The 25,729-nt window shown below is 45.9% G+C and carries 21 protein-coding genes and 19 tRNA genes; 10 read left to right on the top strand and 30 right to left on the bottom strand.

Translation table 11 applies throughout. The features are described from left to right. Positions 1–41 precede the first annotated feature (41 nt). Complete coding sequence (gene leuS / locus L3V31_RS13490) at positions 42–2,615, bottom strand: leucine--tRNA ligase (RefSeq protein WP_237316510.1); 2,574 nt, start codon at positions 2,613–2,615, stop codon at positions 42–44. A 154-nt stretch (positions 2,616–2,769) separates the two neighbouring features. Between leuS and L3V31_RS13485 the strand changes: the two genes are divergently transcribed. Then, positions 2,770–3,240, top strand: coding sequence for a zinc ribbon-containing protein (locus L3V31_RS13485; RefSeq protein WP_237316509.1), 471 nt, complete (start codon positions 2,770–2,772; stop codon positions 3,238–3,240). 39 nt (positions 3,241–3,279) lie between these two features. Here the strand turns inward: L3V31_RS13485 and lnt are convergent, their stop codons facing one another. The 5 genes from lnt to miaB all read right to left on the bottom strand — a co-directional run bounded on the left by lnt (position 3,280) and on the right by miaB (position 8,896). Next, entirely contained in the window at positions 3,280–4,797 is a 1,518-nt protein-coding gene (lnt, locus tag L3V31_RS13480) for an apolipoprotein N-acyltransferase (RefSeq protein WP_237316508.1), read from the bottom strand. A 33-nt stretch (positions 4,798–4,830) separates the two neighbouring features. Further along, positions 4,831–5,730 carry a CNNM family magnesium/cobalt transport protein CorC gene (corC, locus tag L3V31_RS13475; RefSeq protein WP_237316507.1) on the bottom strand — a complete coding sequence of 300 codons (900 nt, stop codon included), beginning with the start codon at positions 5,728–5,730 and terminating at the stop codon, positions 4,831–4,833. Positions 5,731–5,834: 104 nt separating this feature from the next. Further along, a complete protein-coding gene (gene ybeY / locus L3V31_RS13470) occupies positions 5,835–6,299 on the bottom strand; it encodes an rRNA maturation RNase YbeY (protein WP_237316506.1) in 465 nt (154 codons plus the stop codon). Positions 6,300–6,301: 2 nt separating this feature from the next. Further along, positions 6,302–7,399, bottom strand: a complete 1,098-nt coding sequence (locus tag L3V31_RS13465) for a PhoH family protein (protein WP_237316505.1) — start codon at positions 7,397–7,399, stop codon at positions 6,302–6,304. Positions 7,400–7,471: 72 nt separating this feature from the next. Continuing rightward, the gene (gene miaB, locus L3V31_RS13460; protein WP_237316504.1) at positions 7,472–8,896 is read right to left on the bottom strand and encodes a tRNA (N6-isopentenyl adenosine(37)-C2)-methylthiotransferase MiaB; all 1,425 of its coding nucleotides are present in this window, start codon (positions 8,894–8,896) and stop codon (positions 7,472–7,474) included. Positions 8,897–9,231: 335 nt separating this feature from the next. On the opposite strand from miaB, the gene L3V31_RS13455 reads away from it, so the two are divergent. Beyond that, a complete protein-coding gene (locus L3V31_RS13455; RefSeq protein WP_237316503.1) occupies positions 9,232–10,407 on the top strand; it encodes a 2-octaprenyl-3-methyl-6-methoxy-1,4-benzoquinol hydroxylase in 1,176 nt (391 codons plus the stop codon). Between the two features lie 154 nt (positions 10,408–10,561). Here the strand turns inward: L3V31_RS13455 and L3V31_RS13450 are convergent. From L3V31_RS13450 to lolB, 24 genes are all read right to left on the bottom strand, one after another. After that, a tRNA-Leu gene (locus tag L3V31_RS13450) sits at positions 10,562–10,646 on the bottom strand. 53 nt (positions 10,647–10,699) lie between these two features. Further along, positions 10,700–10,774, bottom strand: a tRNA-Gln gene (locus tag L3V31_RS13445). A 43-nt stretch (positions 10,775–10,817) separates the two neighbouring features. After that, positions 10,818–10,902: transfer RNA gene (locus tag L3V31_RS13440), tRNA-Leu, on the bottom strand. Between the two features lie 29 nt (positions 10,903–10,931). Next, positions 10,932–11,016, bottom strand: a tRNA-Leu gene (locus tag L3V31_RS13435). 46 nt (positions 11,017–11,062) lie between these two features. After that, a tRNA-Met gene (locus L3V31_RS13430) sits at positions 11,063–11,139 on the bottom strand. A 22-nt stretch (positions 11,140–11,161) separates the two neighbouring features. Continuing rightward, positions 11,162–11,246, bottom strand: a tRNA-Leu gene (locus tag L3V31_RS13425). An 85-nt stretch (positions 11,247–11,331) separates the two neighbouring features. Further along, positions 11,332–11,406: transfer RNA gene (locus tag L3V31_RS13420), tRNA-Gln, on the bottom strand. A 37-nt stretch (positions 11,407–11,443) separates the two neighbouring features. Further along, positions 11,444–11,528: transfer RNA gene (locus L3V31_RS13415), tRNA-Leu, on the bottom strand. Positions 11,529–11,581: 53 nt separating this feature from the next. Next, positions 11,582–11,658, bottom strand: a tRNA-Met gene (locus tag L3V31_RS13410). Positions 11,659–11,681: 23 nt separating this feature from the next. Next, positions 11,682–11,766, bottom strand: a tRNA-Leu gene (locus tag L3V31_RS13405). Positions 11,767–11,850: 84 nt separating this feature from the next. Continuing rightward, positions 11,851–11,925: transfer RNA gene (locus L3V31_RS13400), tRNA-Gln, on the bottom strand. A gap of 52 nt (positions 11,926–11,977) precedes the next feature. Continuing rightward, a tRNA-Leu gene (locus L3V31_RS13395) sits at positions 11,978–12,062 on the bottom strand. A gap of 72 nt (positions 12,063–12,134) precedes the next feature. Then, a tRNA-Gln gene (locus L3V31_RS13390) sits at positions 12,135–12,209 on the bottom strand. Between the two features lie 52 nt (positions 12,210–12,261). Continuing rightward, a tRNA-Leu gene (locus L3V31_RS13385) sits at positions 12,262–12,346 on the bottom strand. Positions 12,347–12,375: 29 nt separating this feature from the next. Then, positions 12,376–12,460 (bottom strand) — tRNA-Leu (locus tag L3V31_RS13380). Positions 12,461–12,549: 89 nt separating this feature from the next. After that, positions 12,550–12,626, bottom strand: a tRNA-Met gene (locus L3V31_RS13375). A 78-nt stretch (positions 12,627–12,704) separates the two neighbouring features. Further along, positions 12,705–12,779: transfer RNA gene (locus L3V31_RS13370), tRNA-Gln, on the bottom strand. A 30-nt stretch (positions 12,780–12,809) separates the two neighbouring features. Beyond that, positions 12,810–12,894: transfer RNA gene (locus tag L3V31_RS13365), tRNA-Leu, on the bottom strand. A gap of 38 nt (positions 12,895–12,932) precedes the next feature. Then, a tRNA-Met gene (locus L3V31_RS13360) sits at positions 12,933–13,009 on the bottom strand. A gap of 284 nt (positions 13,010–13,293) precedes the next feature. Continuing rightward, entirely contained in the window at positions 13,294–14,385 is a 1,092-nt protein-coding gene (gene ychF, locus L3V31_RS13355) for a redox-regulated ATPase YchF (protein WP_014231060.1), read from the bottom strand. A 10-nt stretch (positions 14,386–14,395) separates the two neighbouring features. Next, the gene (pth, locus tag L3V31_RS13350; RefSeq protein WP_237316502.1) at positions 14,396–14,986 is read right to left on the bottom strand and encodes an aminoacyl-tRNA hydrolase; all 591 of its coding nucleotides are present in this window, start codon (positions 14,984–14,986) and stop codon (positions 14,396–14,398) included. 180 nt (positions 14,987–15,166) lie between these two features. Then, positions 15,167–16,111 carry a ribose-phosphate pyrophosphokinase gene (locus L3V31_RS13345; protein WP_014231062.1) on the bottom strand — a complete coding sequence of 315 codons (945 nt, stop codon included), beginning with the start codon at positions 16,109–16,111 and terminating at the stop codon, positions 15,167–15,169. A gap of 28 nt (positions 16,112–16,139) precedes the next feature. After that, positions 16,140–17,012, bottom strand: a complete 873-nt coding sequence (ispE, locus tag L3V31_RS13340) for a 4-(cytidine 5'-diphospho)-2-C-methyl-D-erythritol kinase (RefSeq protein WP_237316501.1) — start codon at positions 17,010–17,012, stop codon at positions 16,140–16,142. After that, positions 17,009–17,647 carry a lipoprotein insertase outer membrane protein LolB gene (lolB, locus tag L3V31_RS13335; protein ID WP_237316500.1) on the bottom strand — a complete coding sequence of 213 codons (639 nt, stop codon included), beginning with the start codon at positions 17,645–17,647 and terminating at the stop codon, positions 17,009–17,011. The genes ispE and lolB overlap by 4 nt, the downstream gene beginning before the upstream one ends. A gap of 134 nt (positions 17,648–17,781) precedes the next feature. Between lolB and hemA the strand changes: the two genes are divergently transcribed. The 8 genes from hemA to ybaK all read left to right on the top strand — a co-directional run bounded on the left by hemA (position 17,782) and on the right by ybaK (position 25,664). Further along, a complete protein-coding gene (hemA, locus tag L3V31_RS13330) occupies positions 17,782–19,038 on the top strand; it encodes a glutamyl-tRNA reductase (protein ID WP_237316499.1) in 1,257 nt (418 codons plus the stop codon). 30 nt (positions 19,039–19,068) lie between these two features. Next, positions 19,069–20,157 (top strand): peptide chain release factor 1, encoded by a 1,089-nt coding sequence (gene prfA, locus L3V31_RS13325; RefSeq protein ID WP_237316498.1) that lies wholly within the window; start codon positions 19,069–19,071, stop codon positions 20,155–20,157. 3 nt (positions 20,158–20,160) lie between these two features. Next, positions 20,161–21,021, top strand: a complete 861-nt coding sequence (prmC, locus tag L3V31_RS13320) for a peptide chain release factor N(5)-glutamine methyltransferase (RefSeq protein WP_237316497.1) — start codon at positions 20,161–20,163, stop codon at positions 21,019–21,021. Positions 21,022–21,057: 36 nt separating this feature from the next. Beyond that, positions 21,058–21,441, top strand: a complete 384-nt coding sequence (locus L3V31_RS13315; RefSeq protein ID WP_237316496.1) for a SirB2 family protein — start codon at positions 21,058–21,060, stop codon at positions 21,439–21,441. A 5-nt stretch (positions 21,442–21,446) separates the two neighbouring features. After that, positions 21,447–22,256: a SirB1 family protein gene (locus L3V31_RS13310; protein ID WP_237316495.1), complete on the top strand. Its 810-nt coding sequence runs from the start codon at positions 21,447–21,449 to the stop codon at positions 22,254–22,256. A gap of 52 nt (positions 22,257–22,308) precedes the next feature. After that, positions 22,309–23,160, top strand: coding sequence for a 3-deoxy-8-phosphooctulonate synthase (gene kdsA, locus L3V31_RS13305; RefSeq protein ID WP_237316494.1), 852 nt, complete (start codon positions 22,309–22,311; stop codon positions 23,158–23,160). A gap of 231 nt (positions 23,161–23,391) precedes the next feature. Continuing rightward, the gene (gene ushA / locus L3V31_RS13300) at positions 23,392–25,074 is read left to right on the top strand and encodes a bifunctional UDP-sugar hydrolase/5'-nucleotidase UshA (RefSeq protein WP_237316493.1); all 1,683 of its coding nucleotides are present in this window, start codon (positions 23,392–23,394) and stop codon (positions 25,072–25,074) included. 107 nt (positions 25,075–25,181) lie between these two features. Next, positions 25,182–25,664: a Cys-tRNA(Pro) deacylase gene (gene ybaK / locus L3V31_RS13295; RefSeq protein ID WP_237316492.1), complete on the top strand. Its 483-nt coding sequence runs from the start codon at positions 25,182–25,184 to the stop codon at positions 25,662–25,664. The last annotated feature ends 65 nt before the right edge of the window (positions 25,665–25,729 follow it).

Raw genomic sequence — 25,729 nt, 5'->3', positions numbered from 1 at the left:
GCTAATAAGTTCGCTAAGCTGAGATAATTTGCAGGCTATGATTAGTTTGCAACGATGTTCAGAAGTTTACCCGGTACGTAAATGACTTTACGGATGGTTTTGTCTTCAGTGAACTTAGTTACGTTCTCATCGTTCAGACCAAGCTCTTCAACTTGCTCTTTCGTTGCGTCTGCTGCAACAGTCAGTTTCGCACGGAGCTTACCGTTAACTTGAACAACGATAGTTTTTTCGTCTTCAACCAGAGCTTTCTCATCGAAAGTAGGCCAAGTCGCGTTGTCGATGTCTGTCTCACCCAGTGCAGTCCATAGCTCGTATGAAATGTGCGGAGTGATAGGGTAAAGCATTGCTACAACCGCTCTCAGTGCTTCATCAAGGATAGCACGGTCTTGGGCTGACTCTTGAGGCGCTTTCGCTAGCTTGTTCATCAGTTCCATGATCGCTGCGATAGCCGTGTTGAATGTCTGACGACGAGCAACGTCATCAGTCACTTTCGCGATAGTCTTATGAACGTCACGGCGCAATGCTTTTTGCTCACCAGAAAGAGCATCTGCGTTAACGGCTTCTGCCGTACCTTTTGCTGTGTGCTCTTTGACCAGTTTCCAAACACGTTTCAGGAAGCGGTTTGCCCCTTCTACGCCAGATTCTTGCCATTCCAGAGTCATGTCTGCTGGAGATGCGAACATCATGAATAGACGTACTGTATCAGCGCCGTACTTGTCTACCATCTCTTGTGGGTCGATACCGTTGTTCTTCGACTTAGACATCTTGATCATGCCTGAGTGCTCAACGTTGCGGCCTTCGTTGTCGGTAGCAGAAGTGATGCGACCTTTACCGTCACGCTCAATTTTCACGTCAGTTGGTGCAACCCATTCTTTACCGCCTTTCTCGTTCTCGAAGTAGAACGCATCAGCCAGTACCATGCCTTGACATAGTAGTTGCTTGAACGGTTCGTCAGACGTCACGTAGCCCGCATCACGTAGAAGCTTGTGGAAGAAGCGTGAGTACAGTAGGTGCATACAAGCGTGCTCGATACCACCGATGTACTGGTCTACCGGTAGCCAGTAGTTTGCTTTTTCTGGGTCTAGGATGTCGTCCGCTTGTGGTGAACAGTAACGCGCGTAGTACCAAGAAGATTCCATGAACGTATCGAACGTATCGGTCTCACGTAGAGCCGGCTCGCCGTTGAAGGTTGTCTTCGCCCATTCTTTGTCAGCTTTGATTGGGCTTGTTACGCCGTCCATTACCACGTCTTCAGGAAGAATTACGGGTAGTTGGTCAGCAGGCACAGGGTGAACTTCGCCATCTTCAGTGGTTACCATTGGGATAGGTGCGCCCCAGTAACGTTGACGAGATACACCCCAGTCACGTAGACGGAAGTTAACTGTCTTAGTGCCTTTACCTTCTGCTTCTAGCTTCGCTGCGATTGCATCGAATGCCGCTTGGAATTCTAGACCGTCGAACTCACCTGAATCGAACAAGACACCTTTTTCTGCGTACGCTACTTCAGAGATATCTAGCTCGCTACCGTCAACTGGCTTGATCACAGGAACGATGTCTAGACCGTATTTGGTTGCAAATTCGTAGTCACGTTGGTCGTGCGCAGGAACCGCCATAACCGCGCCTGTACCGTAGTCCATTAGTACGAAGTTTGCCACGTACACTGGGACTTCACGGCCGTTCAATGGATGAATAGCAGTAAGGCCAGTCGCCATACCTTTCTTTTCCATTGTCGCAAGTTCAGCTTCCGCTACTTTGGTGTTCTTACAATCTTCGATGAAGGCTGCTAGCTCTGGGTTGCTCTCTGCTGCGATCGTCGCTAGAGGGTGACCTGCTGCGATACCTACGTAAGTCACACCCATTAGCGTATCTGGACGCGTTGTGTAAACTTCTAGGTCTTGCTGGCCTTTTACTTCAAACTTGAGTTCAACACCCTCAGAGCGGCCAATCCAGTTACGCTGCATGGTTTTAACCATTTCAGGCCAGCCGTCTAAGTTATCTAGATCGTCAAGCAGCTCTTGCGCGTATTCAGTGATCTTGATGAACCACTGAGGAATTTCCTTTTGCTCTACAGGCGTGTCACAACGCCAGCAGCAGCCGTCTTCAACCTGTTCGTTTGCTAGAACCGTTTGGTCGTTTGGACACCAGTTTACTGATGAAGTCTTTTTGTAAACTAGCCCTTTTTCGTAAAGCTTAGTGAAGAACTCTTGTTCCCAACGGTAGTATTCAGGCGTACAGGTAGCGAATTCGCGGTTCCAGTCGTAACCAAAGCCAAGAAGCTTAAGCTGGTTTTTCATGTACTCGATGTTTTCGTAAGTCCATGGTGCTGGCGCAGTTTTGTTTTTTACCGCCGCGTTTTCAGCAGGTAGACCGAACGCATCCCAACCAATAGGTTGCATAACGTTTTTGCCTTGTAGGCGTTGGAAACGAGATACTACGTCACCGATGGTGTAGTTACGCACGTGACCCATGTGCAGTCGACCACTTGGGTATGGGAACATAGATAGACAGTAGAATTTTTCTTTATTTGGGTCTTCACTTACAACAAAGGTCTTGTTGTCATCCCAGTGCTTTTGAACTTTTTGTTCAATGTCTTGTGGGTTGTATTGCTCTTGCATCGATGATATCCGGTTATCTTGGAATTTGTGAGTTCGGTTAGAACAGACTTAAATAGATCGTCATAGAATACCTAAAGCTAGGGATCACAACAATAGCCAATCTGTACCCTTGCGTACTCAAGTCACGCAGGTAGGAGAAAGATGGAGGTCAGTTATGCCTAAACGTAAAACAGGTTATGAGGAAATGCTCGAGGATGTGATCGAAACCTTGAAGCACAGTCCTGAAGAAGTTAACAAAGCGATAGAAACGTCGGGCAAAGTGGTGGAAGCCGCAAATGACCTGACCAAAGACGAGTTGGCGTTGATTAAAGCGTACGTCAAATCTGACTTAAAAGAGTTTTCAGAAAATTATGAAGACAGTAAAAGTGGCCCTTTTTACCTAACGGTTGCAGATACAATTTGGCAAGGATTGTTAGAAATAACCGATCGGACGAAAGTTGAGTGGGTTGAGTTGTTTGATGATCTGGAACATCAAGGCTTGTATGAGGCTGGCGATGTGATTGGCTTAGGCACCTTAGTGTGCGATGAATGTGGCCATAAAACCACGTATAACCATCCAACCATTATTATTCCGTGTATCAAGTGCGGTCATACTGGCTTTAGTCGCCAATCTTTAAAACCTTAACAATTATGAAAAAGAGGCCAGATGGCCTCTTTTGGTTTATTACTTTGTCTTTCTTGGTATCCACCAAGCGAGCATCAAGCTTAACGCTACCCAAATATACAATGGCCAGGTGCCAACGATGCGATAGGGTGTTTTACCATCGGTTGGCGTCAGTTCTGCACGCAGCACTGCGGTTTCAAACTGAGGAACCTGCTCGATAATCTTACCTCTGTGGTCTGTGACGGCTGTTAATCCATTATTCGTTGAGCGAATCAACGGCTTGCCCAGCTCCAGTGCGCGCATACGGGCAATTTCCATATGCTGAAGCGGGCCAATAGAATGTCCAAACCACGCATCGTTAGACAGTGTCAGGATGAAGTCTGTTTCGTCGTTCACGTTTTGACGAACCTGCTCATTAAAAATGATTTCGTAACACAGAGCGGGCGCCATGTGCTTGCCATTCGCTACGATGTTTGGCTGAACGAAGTCACCACGACTGAATGAAGACATTGGCAAATTAAAGAACGGCGCAAGTGGACGTAAAATATCCTCAAACGGTACAAACTCTCCAAACGGTAGCAAATGATGCTTATGGTAGCGTTCATTCAAATCAAAGCTGTAATCGCCATATGGCGTGACACCTAGAGAAAGAATGCTGTTGTAGAACTGTCGATCTTCATCTTGGTTCACCACACCCGTGATAATGGCGCTGTGATTCATTTTCGCTGCACTGTCTAGATTTTGCAGGAATGAAGGCACTTCAATCTCAAATGCCGGAATTGCGGCTTCTGGCCAGACAATGATGTCTGAATCCCAGTTTTCACGAGTCAGGTCGGTGTACTTCATAATGGTTGGCCAGCGCTGTGTTGGCAGCCACTTCAGGTTCTGGTCAACATTGCCTTGGATTAGCGTGACTTTGGTGACGTCCTGTGAACGAGGAGTTACCCAGTCATACTGACGGATACCAAAACCTGCGCTCAAAAGTACAGCAGGTATTACAACTACAAGCCATTGTTTATGAATCCAAGCGTAAGCCAATGCGCCAGCTGAGATAATAATAAACAGAGTGAGAAGCTCAACACCGCCAATGGGTGCAAAGCTCGCCAGCGGGGAGTCAATCTGGCTGTATCCGAGCCACAACCAAGGGAAACCGGTCATTACCCAGCCACGTAGCCAATCGGTAATTAACCAAAGAGCTGGCGCTGCAAGCAGTGCGGTCGGTAAGGTAAATTGAGGAAAGAATTTGTTCTTTAGCCAGGCAAACAGGCCAGAGTAGATTGCCAGATAGGCAACTAACAGACCCATTAAGAATAGATTGGCAATCAGCGGCATACCGCCAAAGCCAGCAATACTGACGTATACCCAGCTGACGCCGGTAGCAAATTGGCCAAGGCCCCACGAGTAACCAATCCAAAGTGCGCGTTTAGGCGTCTGGTTGGCGAGAAGGATGAGCAGTATGGCAGGGCTAAGAATAGCGATAGGCCATAGTTGGTAAGGAGCAAAAGCCAGGGTTGTGGAAGCGCCAACAAAAGCGGCCACTAAAGGCCGCTTGAGGCGATGAAAGAGTACATTCATCATTATATTTTCTGATATTCCCGGTAGGGTATCGCGTTACTCTTGAGTGGCTTCAACCAGTGTTTCTTCGTCTGGAATGGTCACTTGGAGTTGAATGACACGACGGTTATCGGCAGCGGTGACTTTGAAATTATAACCTTCAATTTCAACCAGTTCACCACGAGAAGGCAAGTGACCAAAGGCAGTCATTACCATACCACCTACAGTATCCACCTCTTCATCGCTGAAGTTGGTGCCGAATGTCTCATTAAACTCTTCAATCGTTGTCAGAGCTCTGACAGCAAACGTATGTTTGCTTAGTTTACGAATATCATTCTCTTCGGACTCGTCGAACTCATCTTCGATATCGCCAACGATTTCTTCAAGGATATCTTCAATGGTTACGAGGCCTGAAACGCCGCCGAATTCATCAACAACAATCGCCATATGATAGCGTTCTTCGCGGAACTCTTTTAGCAGGCGGTCGACACGTTTGCTTTCCGGAACCACAACTGCAGGTCGAATTACTTCTTCAATATCAAATGGGTTGCTGCCTGAGCCTAAGTATTTGAGTAAGTCCTTCGCAAGTAGAATGCCTTCCACATGGTCTTTATCCTCGCTGATAACAGGGTAACGCGAGTGTTGAGCATCCGTAATTAGCGCGATTAGCGTATCTAAATCGTAAGTGCGCTCAACAGTGACCATTTGCGAACGCGGGAGCATAATGTCACGCACGCGCATTTCGGAGATTTCCATAACACCTTCGAGCATATCGCGGGTGTCGTGGTCAATCAGGTCATTTTCTTCTGAGTCGCGGATAACATCCACAAGCTCTTGGCGGTCTTTAGGATCGCCCTGGAAAAGTTGACCTAGACGTTCAAAGAAGGACTTTCTACTCGGACCTTCTGCCTTTTCTTTCTTACCTTCGCTAGAAGAGGGAGAATTATCTTCGTTCATTGTTTCTCAATTAAGTAACGCTATCAGAAGTGTGATAGCTCACGTAGAAAGGCGAACACGAGGGCAATTTAGGTGATTCGCCTTTCCCTGTTGAGCAACCGAGGTTACTCTTTTTCAGCAATGTAAGGGTCTTCATAACCCATACCCTGCATGATTTCTGTTTCGAGGGACTCCATCTCTTCGGCTTCGTCATCCTCGATATGATCATAACCTAGCAGATGCAAGCTGCCATGTACAACCATATGCGCCCAATGTGCTAACAGAGGTTTATTCTGTTCTATCGCCTCTTTTTCAACCACTTGACGGCAAATAATCAAATCACCAAGCAGATCCATTTCTATACCCGGAGGTACTTCAAATGGGAAAGATAGCACGTTGGTTGGTTTATCTTTACCACGATATTCGTGATTTAAAGTGTGACTCTCTTGCTCATCGACAATGCGAATGGTGACTTCTGCCTGCGGCTGAAACAGAGGAATAGTCTTATCTAGCCACAGTTGAAAGTCTTCCTGAGAAGGTAAGCCTTCTTGGTTTTCGACTGCCAGTTGAAGATCAAGTTCAATCGCCATCTTTATTCCTTAGTCGCAGTAACTTGAGCGCTTAGCTCAGCTTTTGCCGCTTCAAGCAGTTTGGCATCTCGTTCTTCACGACGACGCTTTTCAAACTCTTTACGCTCTTTCTGGTCTTGCGCTTCCCATTTCTCGTACGCGTTAACAATGCGAGCGACAACAGGGTGACGCACAACGTCATCTGCTTGGAAGAAGTTAAAGCTGATATCATCAACTTCACTCAGTACTTCAATGGCATGACGAAGGCCTGATTTTGCACCGCGTGGCAAGTCAATTTGAGTCACGTCACCAGTGATGACCGCACGTGAGTTAAAGCCGATACGTGTCAGGAACATTTTCATCTGCTCTACAGTCGTGTTTTGGCTCTCATCCAGAATGATAAATGCATCATTCAGGGTACGACCACGCATGTATGCCAATGGCGCAACCTCAATCACATTACGTTCGATCAGTTTTTCAACGCGCTCAAAACCGAGCATCTCGAACAGGGCGTCATACAGTGGGCGAAGGTATGGGTCAACCTTTTGGCTTAGGTCACCAGGCAAGAAGCCCAGTTTTTCGCCCGCTTCAACCGCTGGACGAGTCAAAAGGATACGACGGATTTCTTGGCGTTCCAACGCATCCACCGCTGCTGCTACCGCTAAGTAGGTTTTACCCGTACCTGCCGGGCCAATACCAAACGAGATATCGTGAGTCACCATGTTAACCAAGTACTGGGCCTGGTTAGGAGTACGTGGTTTGATCACACCTTTTTTGGTTCTGACAAAGACTTCTTTACCATGCTCAATATTTGACTCGGTGTTTTGTTCCAGAACGCCTGTCTCTTTGATCGCTAAATGGATCTGCTCAGGTTCGATGTCTGGGATCTCTCCACGCACAGGTGCAGTATCGACATAAAGTGTTTTCAGGATATCAAGCGCGGCTGCAGAAGTATGAGGTTTACCTACAATGGTAAAGTGGTCACTACGGTGGTTGATTTCAACGCCCAGACGGCGTTCTAAATGCTTGATGTTGTCATCGAATGGACCGCACAGGCTAGCAAGTCGGCGGTTGTCTGAAGGTTCTAGGTTGATTTCTAGAGTTACGATTTTATTGCTCAATGTTGCCTCTCATTTTTGCCATTTACTGAGAGCCTGATAACGACCAGGCTCTCCATGGCTATTTGTACGAGCTTAAGGCGTAAAAGTAGCTACACCCAGCTCATCTTCGCGACGTGTTTTCGCCATCATTTGTGTTGGTGAAATCACACTACGAAGGTCCATGTCTTTTTCAGTACGTATTAGCTCACCACGCAATGAGTTTGCAAATACGTCTACGATCTTCACGTCAACGAACTGACCAATTAGGTCGGCGCTACCTTCAAAGTTTACTACACGGTTGTTTTCTGTACGAGCGCGCAGTTCCATTAGGTTTTTCTTAGAAGGGCCTTCAACCAGTACACGCTGCTCTGTACCAAGCATTAAGCGAGAGTAACGCATAGCTTGTGCGTTGATGGTTTGCTGTAGTTCGTACAAACGCTCTTTCTTCTCTTGTTCAGATACATCACATGGGTAATCCGCTGCTGGCGTACCAGGACGTGGAGAGAAGATAAAGCTGAAGCTCATGTCAAAGTCTACATCTTTGATCAGCTTCATGGTGTCTTGAAAGTCTTTGTCTGTTTCACCTGGGAAACCAACGATAAAGTCAGAACTGATCTGAATATCAGGACGAGCTTTACGTAGTTTACGGATGATAGACTTGTATTCAATGCCAGTATGTGGACGCTTCATCATCGTTAGGATACGGTCACTACCACTTTGTACTGGTAAGTGCAGGAAGCTTACTAGCTCTGGTGTATCTTCATAAACAGCAATGATGTCGTCTGTGAACTCTAGCGGGTGGCTAGTGGTGAAACGAATACGGTCGATACCGTCGATAGATGCAACCAGACGAAGCAGTTCTGCAAAAGAACAAATCTCACCGTCGTGCATTGGACCACGGTACGCGTTTACGTTTTGACCTAGTAGGTTAACTTCACGCACGCCTTGTTCTGCCAGCTGAGCGATCTCGAACAATACGTCATCCATCGGACGGCTAACTTCTTCACCACGTGTGTATGGCACGACGCAGTAAGTACAGTACTTAGAACAGCCTTCCATAATCGAAACGAAAGCCGTTGCACCTTCCGCGCGTGGCTCAGGCAGACGGTCAAACTTTTCAATTTCTGGGAAAGAAATGTCCATGACTGGAGCGTCGTCAGATTGAGACCGTTTGATCATCTCTGGCAGGCGGTGCAGAGTTTGTGGGCCAAAAATAACGTCAACGTACGGTGCACGCTCACGAATATGGTCGCCTTCTTGTGTTGCTACACAACCACCCACGCCGATGACTACGCCAGGTTTTTTATCTTTTAGTGTTTTCCAACGGCCAAGCTGGTGGAAAACTTTTTCTTGCGCTTTTTCACGGATCGAACAGGTGTTAAGTAGAAGTACGTCTGCTTCCTCTGGCTCTTCCGTCAGCTCATAGCCGTTTGCAGCATTAAGCAGGTCGGCCATTTTTGATGAATCGTATTCGTTCATCTGGCAGCCCCAGGTTTTAATTAGCAGTTTCTTACTCATCTCACTTTCGCTCGTTCAGTTGTACTTAAATCGGAGAGCTATTGCTCAAATTATAGCCGCCATCACGGCGGTAAGCGGCGTATTGTACTGCTTTAAAAAGCACCTGACTAGTGATCTGGCTAATTCTCTGCAAAGCCTGATGAAATCTAGGCTTTTGCCTTATATCGAACAAGGTTTTTTAGCTCGCTAAACAGGCACAAACACTCCATGTCCAAACGTGTAAATTCACTCAGAGTACACATCTTTATTACTAGAAAAGATAAACCGTTTTGTAAATGGAATGGCTGAAAGTACAATTGAAAAGGCAATTTAATCAAGATAATGAAGAACAAAAAATGAACAGATATGACATCGCCGTAATTGGTGGAGGCATGGTTGGAGCAGCAATCGCAATAGGATTCGCACAACAGGGCAGGAGTGTTGTTGTTGTCGAAGGTACAGAGCCAAAGGTATTTGAACCGTTACAAGCGATGGATATTCGCGTCTCCGCGATCTCACACCAATCCGTTAAGTTGCTTGAATCACTTGGTGCGTGGGCATCGATTCAAGCGATGCGTGTCTGTCCTTACCGTCGTTTGGAAACATGGGAGCACCCAGAGTGTCGCACGCGATTCCATTCCGATGAACTGTCTTTAGAGCAACTTGGTTATATTGTTGAAAATCGTTTAATTCAGTTAGGCTTATGGCAAGCCTTTGAGCAGTACGAAAATCTAACATTGAAATGCCCTGAACGCTTAAAAACAATCGAGTTTGGTGACGTTAACTTGGTGACGCTAGAAAGTGGTAAAGTGTTTGAAGCTCAATGGGTGATTGGTGCGGATGGGGCAAACTCAAAAGTACGTCAGCTGGCCGGAATCGGAATTACTGCTTGGGATTACCGCCAACACTGTATGCTGATCAATGTTAAGACTGAGCTACCTCAACAAGATATTACCTGGCAACAGTTCACCCCAAGTGGCCCTCGCTCTTTCTTACCTTTGTGTTCACTTACTGAAAATGGTCAGAAAGTAGGGCAAGGATCTCTGGTTTGGTATGATTCGCCAAAACGCATCAAGCAACTTTGTGCGATGACCAAGCCGCAATTAAAAAACGAAATTATAAATTACTTCCCGAAAGAGTTAGGCGATATAGAGGTTCTGCAGTTTGGTTCGTTCCCTTTGACTCGCCGTCATGCTCAGTCATATTCAAATAGAGGCTGCGTACTCGTCGGAGATTCTGCACATACCATCAACCCGTTAGCTGGGCAGGGTGTGAACTTGGGCTTTAAAGATGTTGATGTGTTGCTGTCGGTTACACAAGGTCAAGAAGAACTCACAGAGCCGCTTTTGGCCAAATATGAGCGAGTACGTCGTCCTGATAATCTGTTAATGCAAACGGGTATGGACTTTTTTTACAAAGGCTTTAGCAATGACTTAGGGCCTTTGAAGTTTGCTCGCAACGCGGCATTAAAGTTGGCTGAACATTCAGGGCCAATTAAAGCGCAAGTGTTGAAGTACGCGCTGGGGATGTAATCTGAAGCAAATAGCAAATAGCAAATAGCAAATAGCGGATAGAAAAAAAGCGAGCCAAGAGCTCGCTTTTTTAATTCGATAAATCAGAGATCTACCGAGTCCAGAATCAGGAAAAAGAAAAAACCCAGCAAACTAATGCTGGGTTTTCCGATAATGGTGCGGAAGGAGAGACTTGAACTCTCACACCTTGCGGCGCCAGAACCTAAATCTGGTGCGTCTACCAATTCCGCCACTTCCGCAACTTAATCTATAGATATCAAGATAATTGGTAAAATCTCAACATCGTTGTATATGGCAGGGCTACCTGGATTCGAACCAGGGAATGGCGGCATCAAAAGCCGCTGCCTTACCGCTTGGCGATAGCCCTACAAGTATAGTCTTAAGACTATGATCTTTCTATAAAGAAAGAATGGTGCGGAAGGAGAGACTTGAACTCTCACACCTTACGGCGCCAGAACCTAAATCTGGTGCGTCTACCAATTCCGCCACTTCCGCATATTTTGATATTGTAGATGAGTTTAAGATGGTGCGGAAGGAGAGACTTGAACTCTCACACCTTGCGGCGCCAGAACCTAAATCTGGTGCGTCTACCAATTCCGCCACTTCCGCATCTTAAATCTACATGACTGTAAGCCTAGGCTTAAAATCTAATCAATGGTGGCTACGACGGGATTCGAACCTGTGACCCCATCATTATGAGTGATGTGCTCTAACCAGCTGAGCTACGTAGCCATCTCAAATTTTTAATCAAGAATGGTGCGGAAGGAGAGACTTGAACTCTCACACCTTGCGGCGCCAGAACCTAAATCTGGTGCGTCTACCAATTCCGCCACTTCCGCATCTTGATCTATAGATATTAAGATAATTGGTAAAATCTCAATATCGTTTTCCTATATTTCAAGGAACTTTTATTTCAAAGAAATATGGCAGGGCTACCTGGATTCGAACCAGGGAATGGCGGCATCAAAAGCCGCTGCCTTACCGCTTGGCGATAGCCCTACAGATGAATAGTCAGAGACTACTTATCATGAATAAATGGTGCGGAAGGAGAGACTTGAACTCTCACACCTTGCGGCGCCAGAACCTAAATCTGGTGCGTCTACCAATTCCGCCACTTCCGCAACTTATTCTGTAGTTATAAAGGTAATTGGTAAAACCTTTATAACGTTATAAATGGTGGCTACGACGGGATTCGAACCTGTGACCCCATCATTATGAGTGATGTGCTCTAACCAGCTGAGCTACGTAGCCAACTCAAATTGTTTAATCAAGAATGGTGCGGAAGGAGAGACTTGAACTCTCACACCTTGCGGCGCCAGAACCTAAATCTGGTGCGTCTACCAATTCCGCCACTTCCGCATCTTGATCGTAGATATCAAGATAATTGGTAAAATCTCAATATCGTTTTCCTATATTTCAAGGAACTTTTATTTCAAAGAAATATGGCAGGGCTACCTGGATTCGAACCAGGGAATGGCGGCATCAAAAGCCGCTGCCTTACCGCTTGGCGATAGCCCTACAGCTAAATAGTCTAAAGACTACTTAGATCTCTATTTACATAGAGAAAGAATGGTGCGGAAGGAGAGACTTGAACTCTCACACCTTGCGGCGCCAGAACCTAAATCTGGTGCGTCTACCAATTCCGCCACTTCCGCAACTTAATCTATAGATATCAAGATAATTGGTAAAATCTCAATATCGTTTTCCTATATTTCAAGGAGAAATATTGGCAGGGCTACCTGGATTCGAACCAGGGAATGGCGGCATCAAAAGCCGCTGCCTTACCGCTTGGCGATAGCCCTACAGCTAAATAGTCTAATGACTACTTAGATCTCTATTTACATAGAGAAAGAATGGTGCGGAAAGAGAGACTTGAACTCTCACACCTTGCGGCGCCAGAACCTAAATCTGGTGCGTCTACCAATTCCGCCATTTCCGCATATATTCTTTAATAGAGTTAAATCAAGATGGTGCGGAAGGAGAGACTTGAACTCTCACACCTTGCGGCGCCAGAACCTAAATCTGGTGCGTCTACCAATTCCGCCACTTCCGCGTCTTGAACTCTATAAACTATCAGTTAATTGGTAAAAACTAACAGTTGTTTTTCTTTATCACAAAGATAGTTCTTTCAAAAAGAAAGAATGGTGGCTACGACGGGATTCGAACCTGTGACCCCATCATTATGAGTGATGTGCTCTAACCAGCTGAGCTACGTAGCCATCTTTTTGAGCGAGACAATATAAACCTTCGCGCTCTAAGTGACAACCCCTTTATGAAGGAATCTCCACTTTGAATAGTGGCAGGTCTACCTGGATTCGAACCAGGGAATGGCGGCATCAAAAGCCGCTGCCTTACCGCTTGGCGATAGACCTGCAGGCAGTAGTCTAAAACTACTTAAAATATGGTGCGGAAGGAGAGACTTGAACTCTCACACCTTGCGGCGCCAGAACCTAAATCTGGTGCGTCTACCAATTCCGCCACTTCCGCATCTATTCCTAATCACTCTTTCAAAGAGTATTTAGGAATGGTGGCTACGACGGGATTCGAACCTGTGACCCCATCATTATGAGTGATGTGCTCTAACCAGCTGAGCTACGTAGCCAAAACCATATTTTTCGTTCTCAACACTTCGTTGCCTTGTTGTCGGGAACGGCGCGCATTATGCGAAGTTGAGTAAGATCCGTCAACAGTTTTTTTAAATAAATCTCGGAAAAAACCTCGTTCGCTTCCTTTTTAAACAAAGAGGCGTGTTTATGATCTAAAACTGGAAAAAAAATCGCTTGCAGCTAGGTAGTTAACTTCAGGTCTTTTGTTGAAGGGATAAAAAAAGCCAGCAATCATGCTGGCTTTTTATGTAAATGAAGTGTTTAAAATTCATTCATTTAATTAAACGTTGAAGCGGAAGTGAATAACATCACCGTCTTTTACGATGTATTCTTTACCTTCCAGACGCCATTTTCCTGCGTCTTTCGCACCACTTTCACCGTTGAATTCGATGAAGTCGTCGTAACCAACAACTTCCGCACGGATGAAGCCTTTTTCAAAGTCAGTGTGGATCTTCGCTGCTGCTTTTGGCGCTGTTGCCCCGACAGGGATTGTCCATGCACGAACTTCTTTTACGCCAGCGGTAAAGTAAGTTTGTAAGTTTAGCAGTTCGTAACCTGCGCGAATCACGCGGTTCAGACCTGGCTCTTCGATACCTAGGTCTGCTAGGAACTCTTCACGCTCGTCATCTTCTAGCTCAGCCATTTCTGACTCGATAGCAGCACACACAGGAACAACAACGTTGTTTTCTTTTGCTGCAAATTCACGTACAGCATCTAGGTATGCGTTGTCTTCAAAACCATCTTCGTTCACGTTAGCGATGTACATGGTTGGCTTTAGCGTAAGGAAGTTTAGGTAGCCAATTGCCGCTAGCTCTTCTTTAGCAAGCTCAACGGTACGCGCTGAACCGCCTTCTGTTAGCACAGGAAGAAGCTTTTCAAGTACAGTTAGCTCGAATTTCGCGTCTTTATCGCCGCCTTTTGCTTTCTTCGCGTTACGCTGGATCGCGCGTTCACAAGAATCAAGGTCAGCCATTGCTAGCTCAAGGTTAATTACTTCAATATCTTCAATTGGAGATACTTTACCTGCTACGTGAACGATGTTGTCGTTTTCGAAACAACGTACAACGTGACCGATCGCATCAGTTTCACGGATGTTTGCTAGGAATTTGTTACCTAGACCTTCACCACGTGATGCACCCGCTACTAGACCAGCGATGTCGACGAATTCCATTGTAGTAGGCAGCACTTTCTGTGGGTTAACGATCTTTGCTAGTGCATCTAGACGTAGATCTGGCACAGGAACTACACCAGTGTTTGGTTCGATCGTACAGAACGGGAAGTTTGCTGCTTCGATGCCTGCTTTAGTTAGTGCGTTAAACAGAGTTGATTTACCAACGTTAGGTAGACCAACGATGCCACATTTAAAACCCATGATAGTAACCTTATTCAGCTTTGAACGTGTGGAGGCGATTCTGTGCTTTTGATAGGCCATCCTTGATCAGAATGTCTAGACAACGCACCGATTCATCGGTTGCGGCGTCCAAAAGCTCTTGTTCTTTTGCTGGAGCTTTACCTAGTACAAAACCTGCCACTTTATCTTTGTGTCCCGGATGGCCAATGCCGATACGAAGACGATAAAAATCTTTGTTGTTGCTTAATTTGCTTATTGTGTCACGCAGGCCATTGTGACCGCCGTGACCGCCACCTTTTTTAAACTTAGCGACACCTGGCGGTAAGTCTAGCTCGTCATGAGCAACCATGATTTCTTCTGGTTTTATTTGGTAAAACTTCGCCAGAGCGGCGATAGATTTTCCCGAAAGATTCATGAAAGTGGTTGGAATAAGCAAACGGAGATCCTGTCCGTTGACCATGATACGTCCGGTCAACCCGAAGAACTTTGGTTCGTTCTTCAGCGTAATGTTGTGAACGCGTGCTAATTCTTCTACAACCCAAGCGCCCGCATTATGGCGAGTTTTGGCATATTCTGGTCCCGGATTAGCAAGACCAACGAGAAGTTTGATTTGTTGACTCAAGGTTAGGATCTCTCTGGAATCTCAAAAAGCGCAGTATGATAGCACAGAAAACTGACAGTGGGGGAACTCGGTTGAGATTGATCATTTCCTCAATGAGCCACCATTGGCTGTGTCCTGCGCACAAATAAAAAACACCCCAAAAGGGGTGTTTTAAAAATCAGTGTAACTGAAATGTCCGAATTAGTTGAACATTGCAGAAATTGACTCTTCGTTGCTGATACGACGAATCGCTTCAGCCAGCATGCGAGATAGGCTTAGTGTGGTCACTTTACCTGTCGCTTCCATCTCTTTAGACATAGTGATTGAATCGGTTACGATCACTTGGTCTAGTACAGAGTTGCCGATGTTTTGTGCCGCGTTACCTGAGAATACAGCGTGAGTTGCGTAAGCGAATACACGCTTAGCACCGCGCTCTTTTAGCGCTTCTGCTGCTTTACATAGTGTGCCGCCAGTGTCGATCATGTCATCAACGATCACGCAGTCGCGACCTTCAACATCACCGATTAGGTTCATAACTTCAGACACGTTTGCACGTGGACGACGCTTATCAACGATAGCGATATCGATATCACCCAACGCTTTAGCAGTTGCACGAGCACGTACAACGCCACCAAGGTCAGGAGAAACCACTACAGGGTTTTCTAGGCCACGAGCTTGCATGTCTTCTAGTAGTACTGGTGTACCGAAGATGTTGTCTACAGGTACATCGAAGAAGCCTTGAATCTGCTCTGCGTGTAGGTCGATAGTCAGAACGCGGTCAACACCAACGTTAGATAGGAAATCAGCAACAACTTTTGCAGTAATTGGCACACGAGAAGAACGTACACGACGGTCTTGACGAGCGTAACCAAAGTAAGGGATAACTGCAGTGATACGGCCTGCTGAAGCACGGCGCATTGCATCAATCATAACAACCAATTCCATTAGGTTGTCGTTAGTCGGTGCACAAGTGGATTGAATGATGAAAACATCGCTACCACGAACATTCTCATTGATTTGAACTGCAACTTCGCCATCAGAAAAGCGAGAAACAGATGCATCACCAAGAGAGATGTAAAGACGATCAGCAATACGTTGGGCTAGTTCAGGTGTTGCATTACCAGCAAATAGCTTCATATCAGGCACGGTGGAAACCTCGGGTTTGCGTCCAGTTTTAATTAGGTCGGTGTGTGGCTGATTGGTATTCAGCCAAAGTCTCTTTTAATGGCGAAGTATTGCGCCCTTGAGCGACAAATGCCGAGACATCATCAGAGAGTTGTGCAAGGAGAGTTTCTGCTTCTGATTTGCTCGAAAATTCAGCAAAAACGCAAGATCCTGTCCCAGTCAATCTTGACGGCGCGTATTGTAGCAGCCAAGAAAGTTGCTTATCAACCTCCGGATAGAGCATTCGAACAATTTTTTCGCAATCGTTTACGTTTGGTGTGTCCAAAAGTGTGGCTAGATCCCGTTTTTCGGTGTTTCGTGTTAAATCTGGATGACGAAATACGTCAACGGTGGCGATCGAGACATTAGGTCTTACGACGAGGTACCACTTTTCTTCCGGATAAGCGGGAGAAAGTTTTTCTCCTACACCTTCAGCAAATGCAGCAAACCCACGTACAAATACTGGCACGTCAGCGCCAAGTTTCAAGCCAATTTGAGCAAGTTCATCATCACTGAGATTTAGCTGCCACAGGTAATTAAGTGCCACCAGAGTTGTTGCGGCATTTGATGATCCTCCTCCGATCCCACCACCCATAGGCAAGACTTTGTGCAGATCAATGTGTGCGCCAAAATCACAGTGAGCATATTCTTGTAAAGCCGTCGCGGCTTTCCAAATCAAATTATCCTGAAGTGGGACACCTTCAATTTCGGGAGAGAGGGTGATGTTTCCTGTTTTATTGGCTTGAATGGTGAGTTCGTCACCATGATCCACGAATTGGAAAAGTGTTTGTAGCTCGTGATAGCCGTTTTCAGTGCGGCCATTAATATAAAGAAAGAGATTCAATTTCGCCGGTGAAGGCCAGCGGGTTGAAATGTCGATCATTGAGTGATGTTCCATTTAGTGATCAGGAGATTTATTTTTACGTCCGACGTGGTCAGCTTTAACCGGTTTGGCAGCGGCAATGCTTGCTCATGCCATTGTACATCGCGGTAGCGTTGGTAATCGATGTTCCAGTCGTATAAGCCAATCTGCTTGTTCAAGGCTTGCAGTGTATTGGCCGAGGAGAGTTGGAACGTGTCTGCGTCGGTTGGTAGACCTAGCAGCCAGTCAGGCATGTGCTCTACCGGCATCATTAATCCGGTTAGTTGGAATATCAGTTGATTGGCATGGCGTGCAGAGAGAACTTGATCATCGTAGGTCTCTACAGTCGCACCGTCCGGTGTGATGGTTAGGTTCAGTGCGGTTTGACCAAGAATCGTCGTCAAACGAAGTTGACTTAGTGCCGTTGAGTGTTTCCAGAAGAAATTAAGATTTTGTCTTTGGTCTGGCCCAATATAGCCAAGTTTGCCTGTCACTTGAAAATCATGAATAGCTTCAAGTTTTTTTTCGTGCGTTTGCCATTCCACGCTGGTGATACTTTCCGGAACAGAGCTACAGCCAGCGAGCAGGAGACTCGACAAGACAAATATAATAAAGGAGCGTAAGGTCATGTTTGATGGCTTATTAATCAGTTTCATCGGTATTCGCTCACAACTATAGCATTGAAAAGTCGGAGTTAGGAAAACAAATCCGGCTTGCCCTTTCAATAAATGCGTGCTTACAGTAAAATTCTGAACCTATTTCATAATCGATCTCAGAGATACCACGTTAGATGTCCTTGCTTGCTATTGGAATCAATCACAATACAGCGTCTGTCGACTTGCGCGAGAAGGTGGCGTTTGGACCGGATAAACTCGGCCCGGCCCTCGAGCAACTTAGAAAGCACGAAGCGGTAAACGGCAGTGTTATCATTTCAACCTGTAACCGAACCGAGTTGTACTGCGATGTAAAGCAAGGATCACGAAACAAGGTAATCGATTGGCTAGTCCAGTTCCATGATGTGAGCCGGGAAGAGCTGATGCCGAGTTTGTATGTGCATGAAGAGCAGTCTGCTATAAAGCACTTAATGCGCGTTTCATGTGGTCTCGACTCTCTAGTGTTGGGTGAGCCTCAGATCTTAGGGCAGGTGAAGCAATCTTTTTCCGATTCGCGTGAACACCAGACGGTTGACGCATCGATTGATAAGCTGTTCCAAAAAACGTTTTCTGTTGCGAAACGTGTGCGTACAGAAACGGATATTGGCGGCAATGCAGTGTCGGTGGCCTATGCGGCATGTACACTGGCGAAACATATTTTTGAATCACTGGCTGACTCCACGGTTCTTTTGGTTGGTGCGGGAGAAACCATTGAGCTGGTTGCCAAGCATTTAGCTTCAAACGGCTGCTCTAAAATGATTGTGGCTAACCGCACTAAAGAACGCGCACAAGGCTTAGCGGACCAGTTTGGAGCGGAAGTGATCAGCTTAAACGAAATTCCTGACCATCTTGCCAGAGCCGATATTGTCATTAGCTCCACGGCAAGCCCGCTACCTATTATTGGTAAAGGCATGGTCGAAACGGCTCTAAAAAAACGTCGTCATCAACCTATCTTATTGGTTGATATTGCTGTACCACGAGACGTAGAGCCTCAAGTTGGTGAGCTTAACGACGCTTACTTGTACTCCGTCGATGATCTGCAGTCGATTATTGACAGCAATATTGAGCAGAGAAAAGTAGAAGCCATTCAGGCGGAAGCGATTGTGAGTGAGGAAAGTGCTGCGTTTATGACGTGGTTGCGTTCACTGCAAGCGGTCGACAGTATTCGCGATTATCGCGAGTCAGCAAACAATATACGTGAAGAGTTATTGAGCAAAAGCTTACAATCATTGGCGGCTGGTACAGACCCGGAAAAAGTTCTGCGCGAGCTCAGTAATAAACTCACCAATAAACTGATTCACGCCCCAACTCGAGCACTTCAGAGTGCTGCTGAGCAAGGCGAACCAGCAAAATTAACGATTATCCGCCAAACACTTGGCTTGGATGATCTATAACTCACGCTTTTTTATTAAGAAAACGACACTATGAAAGCCTCTATTCTGACTAAGCTAGAAACGCTAGTAGAACGTTACGAAGAAGTTCAACATCTTCTTGGTGATCCTGACGTAATTGGAGATCAGGACAAATTCCGTGCTCTATCAAAAGAGTACTCTCAGCTAGAAGAATTAACTAAGTGCTTCCAGGCTTACCAACAAGCGCAAGACGATCTGATTGCCGCTGAAGAGATGGCAAACGAAGACGACGAAGAAATGCGTGAAATGGCGCAAGAAGAAATTAAAGAAGCGAAAGAAACCATTGAGCGCCTTGCTGATGAACTGCAAATTCTTCTTCTGCCAAAAGATCCAAACGACGATCGCAATTGTTTCCTAGAAATTCGTGCTGGTGCCGGTGGTGATGAAGCGGGTATCTTTGCGGGTGATCTGTTCCGTATGTACAGCAAGTACGCGGAGAAAAAAGGTTGGCGCATAGAAGTAATGTCTTCAAATGAAGCAGAGCACGGCGGTTACAAAGAGATGATTGCCAAAGTAAGTGGCGATGGCGCTTACGGCATATTGAAATTTGAGTCAGGCGGCCACCGTGTACAGCGTGTCCCTGCAACTGAATCTCAAGGCCGTGTACATACTTCTGCTTGTACCGTCGCGGTTATGGCTGAAATTCCTGAAGCTGAAATCCCAGAGATTAAAGCTGCGGATCTTAAAATCGATACTTTCCGTGCATCAGGCGCGGGTGGTCAGCACGTTAACACCACGGACTCTGCAATCCGTATTACGCACTTACCAACGGGTACCGTGGTAGAGTGTCAGGACGAGCGTTCACAGCACAAAAACAAAGCCAAAGCGATGGCAGTACTTGCTGCACGTATTATTCAGGCAGAAGAAGCGAAGCGCGCGGCTGAAGTGTCTGATACACGTCGTAACCTGCTAGGTTCTGGTGACCGTAGTGACCGTATTCGTACTTACAACTACCCACAAGGTCGCGTTTCTGACCATCGTATCAACCTGACGGTTTACCGTTTGAATGAAGTGATGGAAGGTGACCTGCAAAGCTTGATCGACCCTGTTGTTCAAGAGCACCAAGCAGACCAACTAGCGGCGCTAGCTGAGAACGCTTAATCGATGACTCAAGTTCAATCTATTGAGCAAGCACTGAAAAGTGCCACAGCAAAACTGACAGAGGGCGGCAAAGAGTCGCCTTCTCTCGATGCGGCAGTCCTGCTTTGTCATGTCCTTGGCAAGCCAAGAAGTTATCTACTTACCTGGCCTGAACGAGTATTAGAAGACGAACAACAAGTGCAGTTTGATACTTTGCTTGAGAGACGTTTAGCTGGAGAGCCAGTGGCTTACATTATTGGTGAGCGTGAGTTCTGGTCTTTACCTTTGAAAGTTTCCCCTTCTACGTTGATTCCAAGACCGGACACCGAGCGTTTGGTCGAAGTCGCCTTAGATAAAACCTTTGAGCAGAGTGGCTCTATCCTGGACTTAGGTACCGGAACGGGGGCCATCGCTTTAGCTTTGGCTTCTGAAATGCCGAATCGTCAGGTGATGGGGGTCGATCTTAAGCAAGAAGCGAAAGAGCTGGCTGAATACAATGCTGAGCAACTAAACATCAAGAATGTGACGTTTACTCAGGGAAGTTGGTTCGAACCTATTGTTCCGGGAACAAAGTTTGCTCTTATTGTTTCTAACCCCCCGTACATCGATGAAAAAGATCCGCACTTAGCACAAGGTGATGTTCGCTTCGAACCAAAATCTGCACTTGTGGCTGATGAAGGTGGACTAGCAGACATTCGTTATATCTCTAATGCTGCTCGTCAGTACCTTGAAGAGGGTGGTTGGCTTGTGTTCGAGCACGGCTACGATCAGGGGCAAGCGGTGAGAGACATCATGTGTCGCTTTGGTTATCAAGAAGTCGTTACTGAACAAGATTACGCTGGCAACGATCGGGTGACCCTTGGTTGTTTTGCCGCTGAACAATAACGAGAAAGTCAGCAACTTTAAACTAAGAGAAGAAAAATGTACGTAGCTCTAAAACATATTCACCTCCTAACCATTGCACTCAGTGCGACATTGTTGTCGATTCGCTTCGTGTTGATGATGATGAACTCGCCAAAACGTAACAACCGTTTTTTGAAAGTGTTCCCGCATATTGTTGATACTGCGCTACTACTATCTGGTATCGCTCTGATCTTCGTAACTGGCTTCATTCCATTTACTGACGCAGCTCCTTGGCTAACCAACAAGATCACTTGTGTGTTAGCGTACATTGCTCTGGGCTTCTTCGCTTTGAAGTTAGCCAAAAACAAACTACTACAAATTTTCGGTTTCTTCGGCGCTTTAGGCTGGTTAGTGATGGCCGCTAATATTGCAGTGTCTAAGAGTCCGACTTTATTTGGGTAACAGTCATGGTTGAGTTTTTTGACGAAGATTTTGACAATATGGCGCTGGTGGAAGGAGCGTTAGAGCTTAACAAGTCTGTCGATCCTGAGACCAATGTACATTGGGCGAAACAAGAGCTGGAACGCCTATACCAGGAAGCGGAAGTTGCTTTAGTTCATGAAACGAATGAAGAGCAGCGCTTCGATTCGTTTTTACGCCTTTTCTTCCAGGAGTGGGGCTTTAAAGGCGATGACCAAGAGTATTTTAACTCTGATAACAGCTTTATCGATAAAGTGTTAGAGCGTAAAAAAGGCATTCCAGTCAGTTTGGGCTCGATTTTATTGTATCTGGGTAACAAGCTCGGCTTCCCGTTAAAAGGCATTACTTTTCCAACGCAGTTTTTGCTGAAAATAGATTGGATGCACAAGACGCCAGATTACATTAATCCGTTTAACGGCGAATACGTAGGAGAGCGAATTCTCCAGGCTTGGTTAATTGGTCAAGAAGGGCCACTAGCACAGCTCAAGCCGAAGCATTTCGAAGAAGCTGACAATCCGACTGTTATAGGCCGATGGCTTGCTCTGATCAAAAGTGCCATGCTGCGTGAAGAGCGTTACACGTTGGCACTGCGCTGTACCAATCTAGCACTCACGTTTGTTCCGGATGACCCATATGAGATACGTGATCGCGGGTTTATCTTTCAGCAGTTAGAGTGCCATCAAGTCGCGGCGTCTGATTTCCAGTACTTTATTGACCAGTGCCCTGATGATCCGGCTTCAGAGCTACTAAAATCACAAGTAAACGTGATGACTGAGAAGCACACCACATTACATTAATGTTACCGATAAGCGGTTAGAAGCTTATCGTGAATAGAAAAAGAGAATCAAAATGGAACAGAAAATCGTTAATATTGGCGACATTCAGGTTGCTAACGACAAGCCATTCACCCTATTTGCAGGTATGAACGTTCTCGAGTCTCGTGATCTTGCGATGCAGATCTGTGAGCACTACGTAAAAGTGACTGAAAAACTGGGCATTCCGTACGTATTTAAGGCGTCGTTCGACAAAGCAAACCGCAGTTCTGTTCACTCATACCGTGGCCCTGGCCTTGAAGAAGGTATGAAGATCTTTCAAGAGCTAAAAGACACATTTGGCGTGAAAATCATCACGGATGTTCACACTGAAGCTCAGGCACAGCCAGTCGCAGACGTAGTGGATGTTATCCAGCTTCCTGCATTTCTTGCGCGTCAGACTGACCTTGTTGAAGCGATGGCGAAAACAGGCGCGGTAATCAACGTGAAAAAACCTCAGTTCATGAGTCCTGGTCAAGTCGGTAACATCGTTGAGAAGTTTGCAGAGTGTGGTAACGATAAAATCATTCTATGTGAACGCGGCTCATGCCATGGTTACGACAACTTAGTGGTAGACATGCTTGGTTTTGGCGTAATGAAAAACGCATCAAAAGGCAGCCCAATCATTTTTGACGTGACGCACTCTCTACAAATGCGTGACCCGTCAGGTGCAGCATCGGGCGGTCGTCGTGAGCAGACGGTTGAGTTGGCAAAAGCCGGCCTTGCAACGGGCATTGCGGGTTTGTTCATTGAAGCGCACCCGAACCCAGAGCAAGCGCGTTGTGATGGCCCATCTGCATTACCGCTGGACAAGTTAGAGCCATTTTTGGCGCAAATGAAGTCGCTAGACGATCTCATTAAGAGCTTTGCGGACATCGACATTAAATAATTAGTGTTCTCCGGACGAAAAATAGCCAACTCTGAGTTGGCTATTTTTTTGCCTGAAATAACAGAAGTCTCAAACTGTCATTGTTGAGTTTGAGTTCATATGACAATTGACCATAATTAACAAATCAATACGTTAGAACAGCCACATTTTGTTTCGTGCTTTAGCGAAGTGGCTGGTAAGCGTGTTTAAAAAGTGCGATAGCAGTGGACTCAAATAAGACAAGGTAAAACAATGAAGCAACGTCTGATGGTAAGAACCGCGTTGAGTGCGGTCATTCTGGCAACTCTCGCTGGATGTGCAACCCAACCCGCCCGTGAATGGAATACCGATACGACTTACCGATTAACGGTACTGCATACTAACGATCACCATGGTCGTTTTTGGCAGAACAAATACGCAGAGTACGGCATGGCAGCACGTAAAACACTAATTGATGATTTACGTGAAGAAGTGGAAGCTGAGGGCGGAAGCCTTTTGCTTCTCTCTGGAGGAGATATCAACACGGGAGTTCCAGAGTCAGATTTACAAGATGCTGAACCTGATTTTAAAGGTATGAGCAAAATTGGCTATGATGCTATGGCTCTCGGTAATCACGAGTTTGATAATCCGTTAGACGTTCTATTTAAGCAGCAGGAATGGGCGACTTTCCCAATGTTGTCTGCCAATATTTATTCGAAAGAAACCGGTAAACGTATGTTCCAGCCTTATGCGATGTTCAATAAGCAAGGCGTCAAGATTGCAGTTATTGGTCTTACTACAGAAGATACCGCGAAGTTGGGTAATCCTGAATACATAGGTCAAGTGGACTTCCGTGATCCAAAAGAGGAAGCGAAAAAACTGATCGCTGAGCTGAAAAAGACCGAGTATCCCGATTTGATCTTTGCTGTCACTCATATGGGGCACTATGAGAATGGCAACCGTGGCATTAACGCACCGGGTGATGTGGCATTAGCACGTTACTTAAATGAAGGTGATTTGGACATGATTGTCGGCGGTCACTCGCAGGAGCCTGTTTGTATGGAAGGCCCTAACGTCATGAAGAAAAACTTCAAGCCGAGTGATGAGTGTCAACCAGACCAACAAAATGGGACTTACATCGTGCAAGCCTATGAGTGGGGGAAGTATGTTGGTCGCGCAGATTATGAGTTTCGTAACGGCGAACTTTCGATGGTGAGTTACGACCTTATCCCGGTTAACTTGAAGAAGAAAGTGGAAATAAATGGGCAGTCAGAGCGTGTTCTAGTTGAAGATGAGATTGTTCAGGATGAATCGATGCTTGAATTCCTGCGTCCTTATCAAGATAAAGGGCAGGGACAGCTAAACGTAAAAATTGCAGAGTCAAATGGCAAGCTGGAAGGTGATCGTGATGTGGTGCGATTTAAGCAAACTAATCTTGGCCGTCTGATTGCAACCGCTCATATGGAGCGCGCCAAAGCAGACTTTGCGGTGATGAACTCAGGTGGTGTTCGCGACTCAATTGAAAAAGGAGACATTACCTACAAGGACGTCCTGACGGTTCAGCCATTCGGCAATATGGTGACTTACGTAGACATGTCCGGCCAAGAGGTTTTGGATTATTTGAACGTTGTCGCTACGAAGCCTGTTGATTCAGGAGCCTATGCTCAGTTTGCGGGGATCTCCTTGAGTGTTGAGAATGGCGAGGTGACCAATGTCTTTATTGGAAACAAACAGTTGAGCTTAGATGGCAACTATCGTTTTACCGTACCAAGCTATAATGCTGCAGGTGGCGATGGCTATCCGAAAATTGATACTCATGCAGGCTACGTGAATACGGGCTTTACCGATGCTGAAGTATTAAAAGAATATCTCGAGTCTCACAGTCCGATTGATGTCAATCGTTATGCGCCTACGGGTCAAATCAAATACGCAACTGAAAATGTTATTTATCAATAACGCTTGATAGAGAAAAAGCGATTGACTCAAAATCGCTGATATCATTAACTAAAAACGCAGCTTCATTTATCGCAAGCTGCGTTTTTATTTTCATAAGGAGAATCTTGATGACTCCGGCCATTAATCTTGCGAAAAAGAAAAAAGTGCCACACACCATACATCAGTATGAACATGATCCAAGAGCTGATAGCTACGGCTTGGAGGCTGCTGAAGTATTGGGACAAGATCCAAAAAAAGTATTTAAAACCTTGCTGTTTTGTTTAAACGGCGAGCCAAAAAACCTTGCTGTAGCCATCATTCCTGTTGACCAGAAATTAAATCTTAAACTGGCAGCAAAAGCGGCAAAAGCGGCAAAAGGAAAAAAGGCTGATATGGCAGATCCTGAGATTGCGCAGAAAACAACGGGCTATGTGGTCGGGGGGATCAGTCCGCTTGGTCAAAAGAAAGCACTGCCCACTTTTTTACACGAAAGTGCCAAAGAGCAAGAAACAGTTTGTGTGAGTGCAGGTAAGCGAGGGCTGGAAATAGAACTTGCTCCCCAAGATTTGCTGACTTTAACTCGTGGTCAATTTGCACCTTTGTGTTTATAAGTGGTGACCGAAGAGTGGCAGACAAATAAAAAGGACGCATTGGCGTCCTTTCTACTTTTCATGCA

This window comes from Vibrio sp. J1-1 (assembly GCF_021728395.1).
Classification (GTDB): domain Bacteria; phylum Pseudomonadota; class Gammaproteobacteria; order Enterobacterales; family Vibrionaceae; genus Vibrio.
The sequence above is the reverse complement of the archived record's forward strand: the minus strand, read 5'-3'. Positions and strand labels throughout refer to the sequence as shown.

What these genes read in the sequence shown, in the direction of transcription:
- leuS (WP_237316510.1), bottom strand. Translation starts at nt 2,615, where the DNA reads ATGCAAGAGCAATACAACCCACAAGACATTGAACAAAAAGTTCAAAAG.
- L3V31_RS13485 (WP_237316509.1), top strand. Translation starts at nt 2,770, where the DNA reads ATGCCTAAACGTAAAACAGGTTATGAGGAAATGCTCGAGGATGTGATC.
- lnt (WP_237316508.1), bottom strand. Translation starts at nt 4,797, where the DNA reads ATGATGAATGTACTCTTTCATCGCCTCAAGCGGCCTTTAGTGGCCGCT.
- corC (WP_237316507.1), bottom strand. Translation starts at nt 5,730, where the DNA reads ATGAACGAAGATAATTCTCCCTCTTCTAGCGAAGGTAAGAAAGAAAAG.
- ybeY (WP_237316506.1), bottom strand. Translation starts at nt 6,299, where the DNA reads ATGGCGATTGAACTTGATCTTCAACTGGCAGTCGAAAACCAAGAAGGC.
- miaB (WP_237316504.1), bottom strand. Translation starts at nt 8,896, where the DNA reads ATGAGTAAGAAACTGCTAATTAAAACCTGGGGCTGCCAGATGAACGAA.
- L3V31_RS13455 (WP_237316503.1), top strand. Translation starts at nt 9,232, where the DNA reads ATGAACAGATATGACATCGCCGTAATTGGTGGAGGCATGGTTGGAGCA.
- ychF (WP_014231060.1), bottom strand. Translation starts at nt 14,385, where the DNA reads ATGGGTTTTAAATGTGGCATCGTTGGTCTACCTAACGTTGGTAAATCA.
- ispE (WP_237316501.1), bottom strand. Translation starts at nt 17,012, where the DNA reads ATGATCGACATTTCAACCCGCTGGCCTTCACCGGCGAAATTGAATCTC.
- lolB (WP_237316500.1), bottom strand. Translation starts at nt 17,647, where the DNA reads ATGAAACTGATTAATAAGCCATCAAACATGACCTTACGCTCCTTTATT.
- hemA (WP_237316499.1), top strand. Translation starts at nt 17,782, where the DNA reads ATGTCCTTGCTTGCTATTGGAATCAATCACAATACAGCGTCTGTCGAC.
- prfA (WP_237316498.1), top strand. Translation starts at nt 19,069, where the DNA reads ATGAAAGCCTCTATTCTGACTAAGCTAGAAACGCTAGTAGAACGTTAC.
- prmC (WP_237316497.1), top strand. Translation starts at nt 20,161, where the DNA reads ATGACTCAAGTTCAATCTATTGAGCAAGCACTGAAAAGTGCCACAGCA.
- L3V31_RS13315 (WP_237316496.1), top strand. Translation starts at nt 21,058, where the DNA reads ATGTACGTAGCTCTAAAACATATTCACCTCCTAACCATTGCACTCAGT.
- L3V31_RS13310 (WP_237316495.1), top strand. Translation starts at nt 21,447, where the DNA reads ATGGTTGAGTTTTTTGACGAAGATTTTGACAATATGGCGCTGGTGGAA.
- kdsA (WP_237316494.1), top strand. Translation starts at nt 22,309, where the DNA reads ATGGAACAGAAAATCGTTAATATTGGCGACATTCAGGTTGCTAACGAC.
- ushA (WP_237316493.1), top strand. Translation starts at nt 23,392, where the DNA reads ATGAAGCAACGTCTGATGGTAAGAACCGCGTTGAGTGCGGTCATTCTG.
- ybaK (WP_237316492.1), top strand. Translation starts at nt 25,182, where the DNA reads ATGACTCCGGCCATTAATCTTGCGAAAAAGAAAAAAGTGCCACACACC.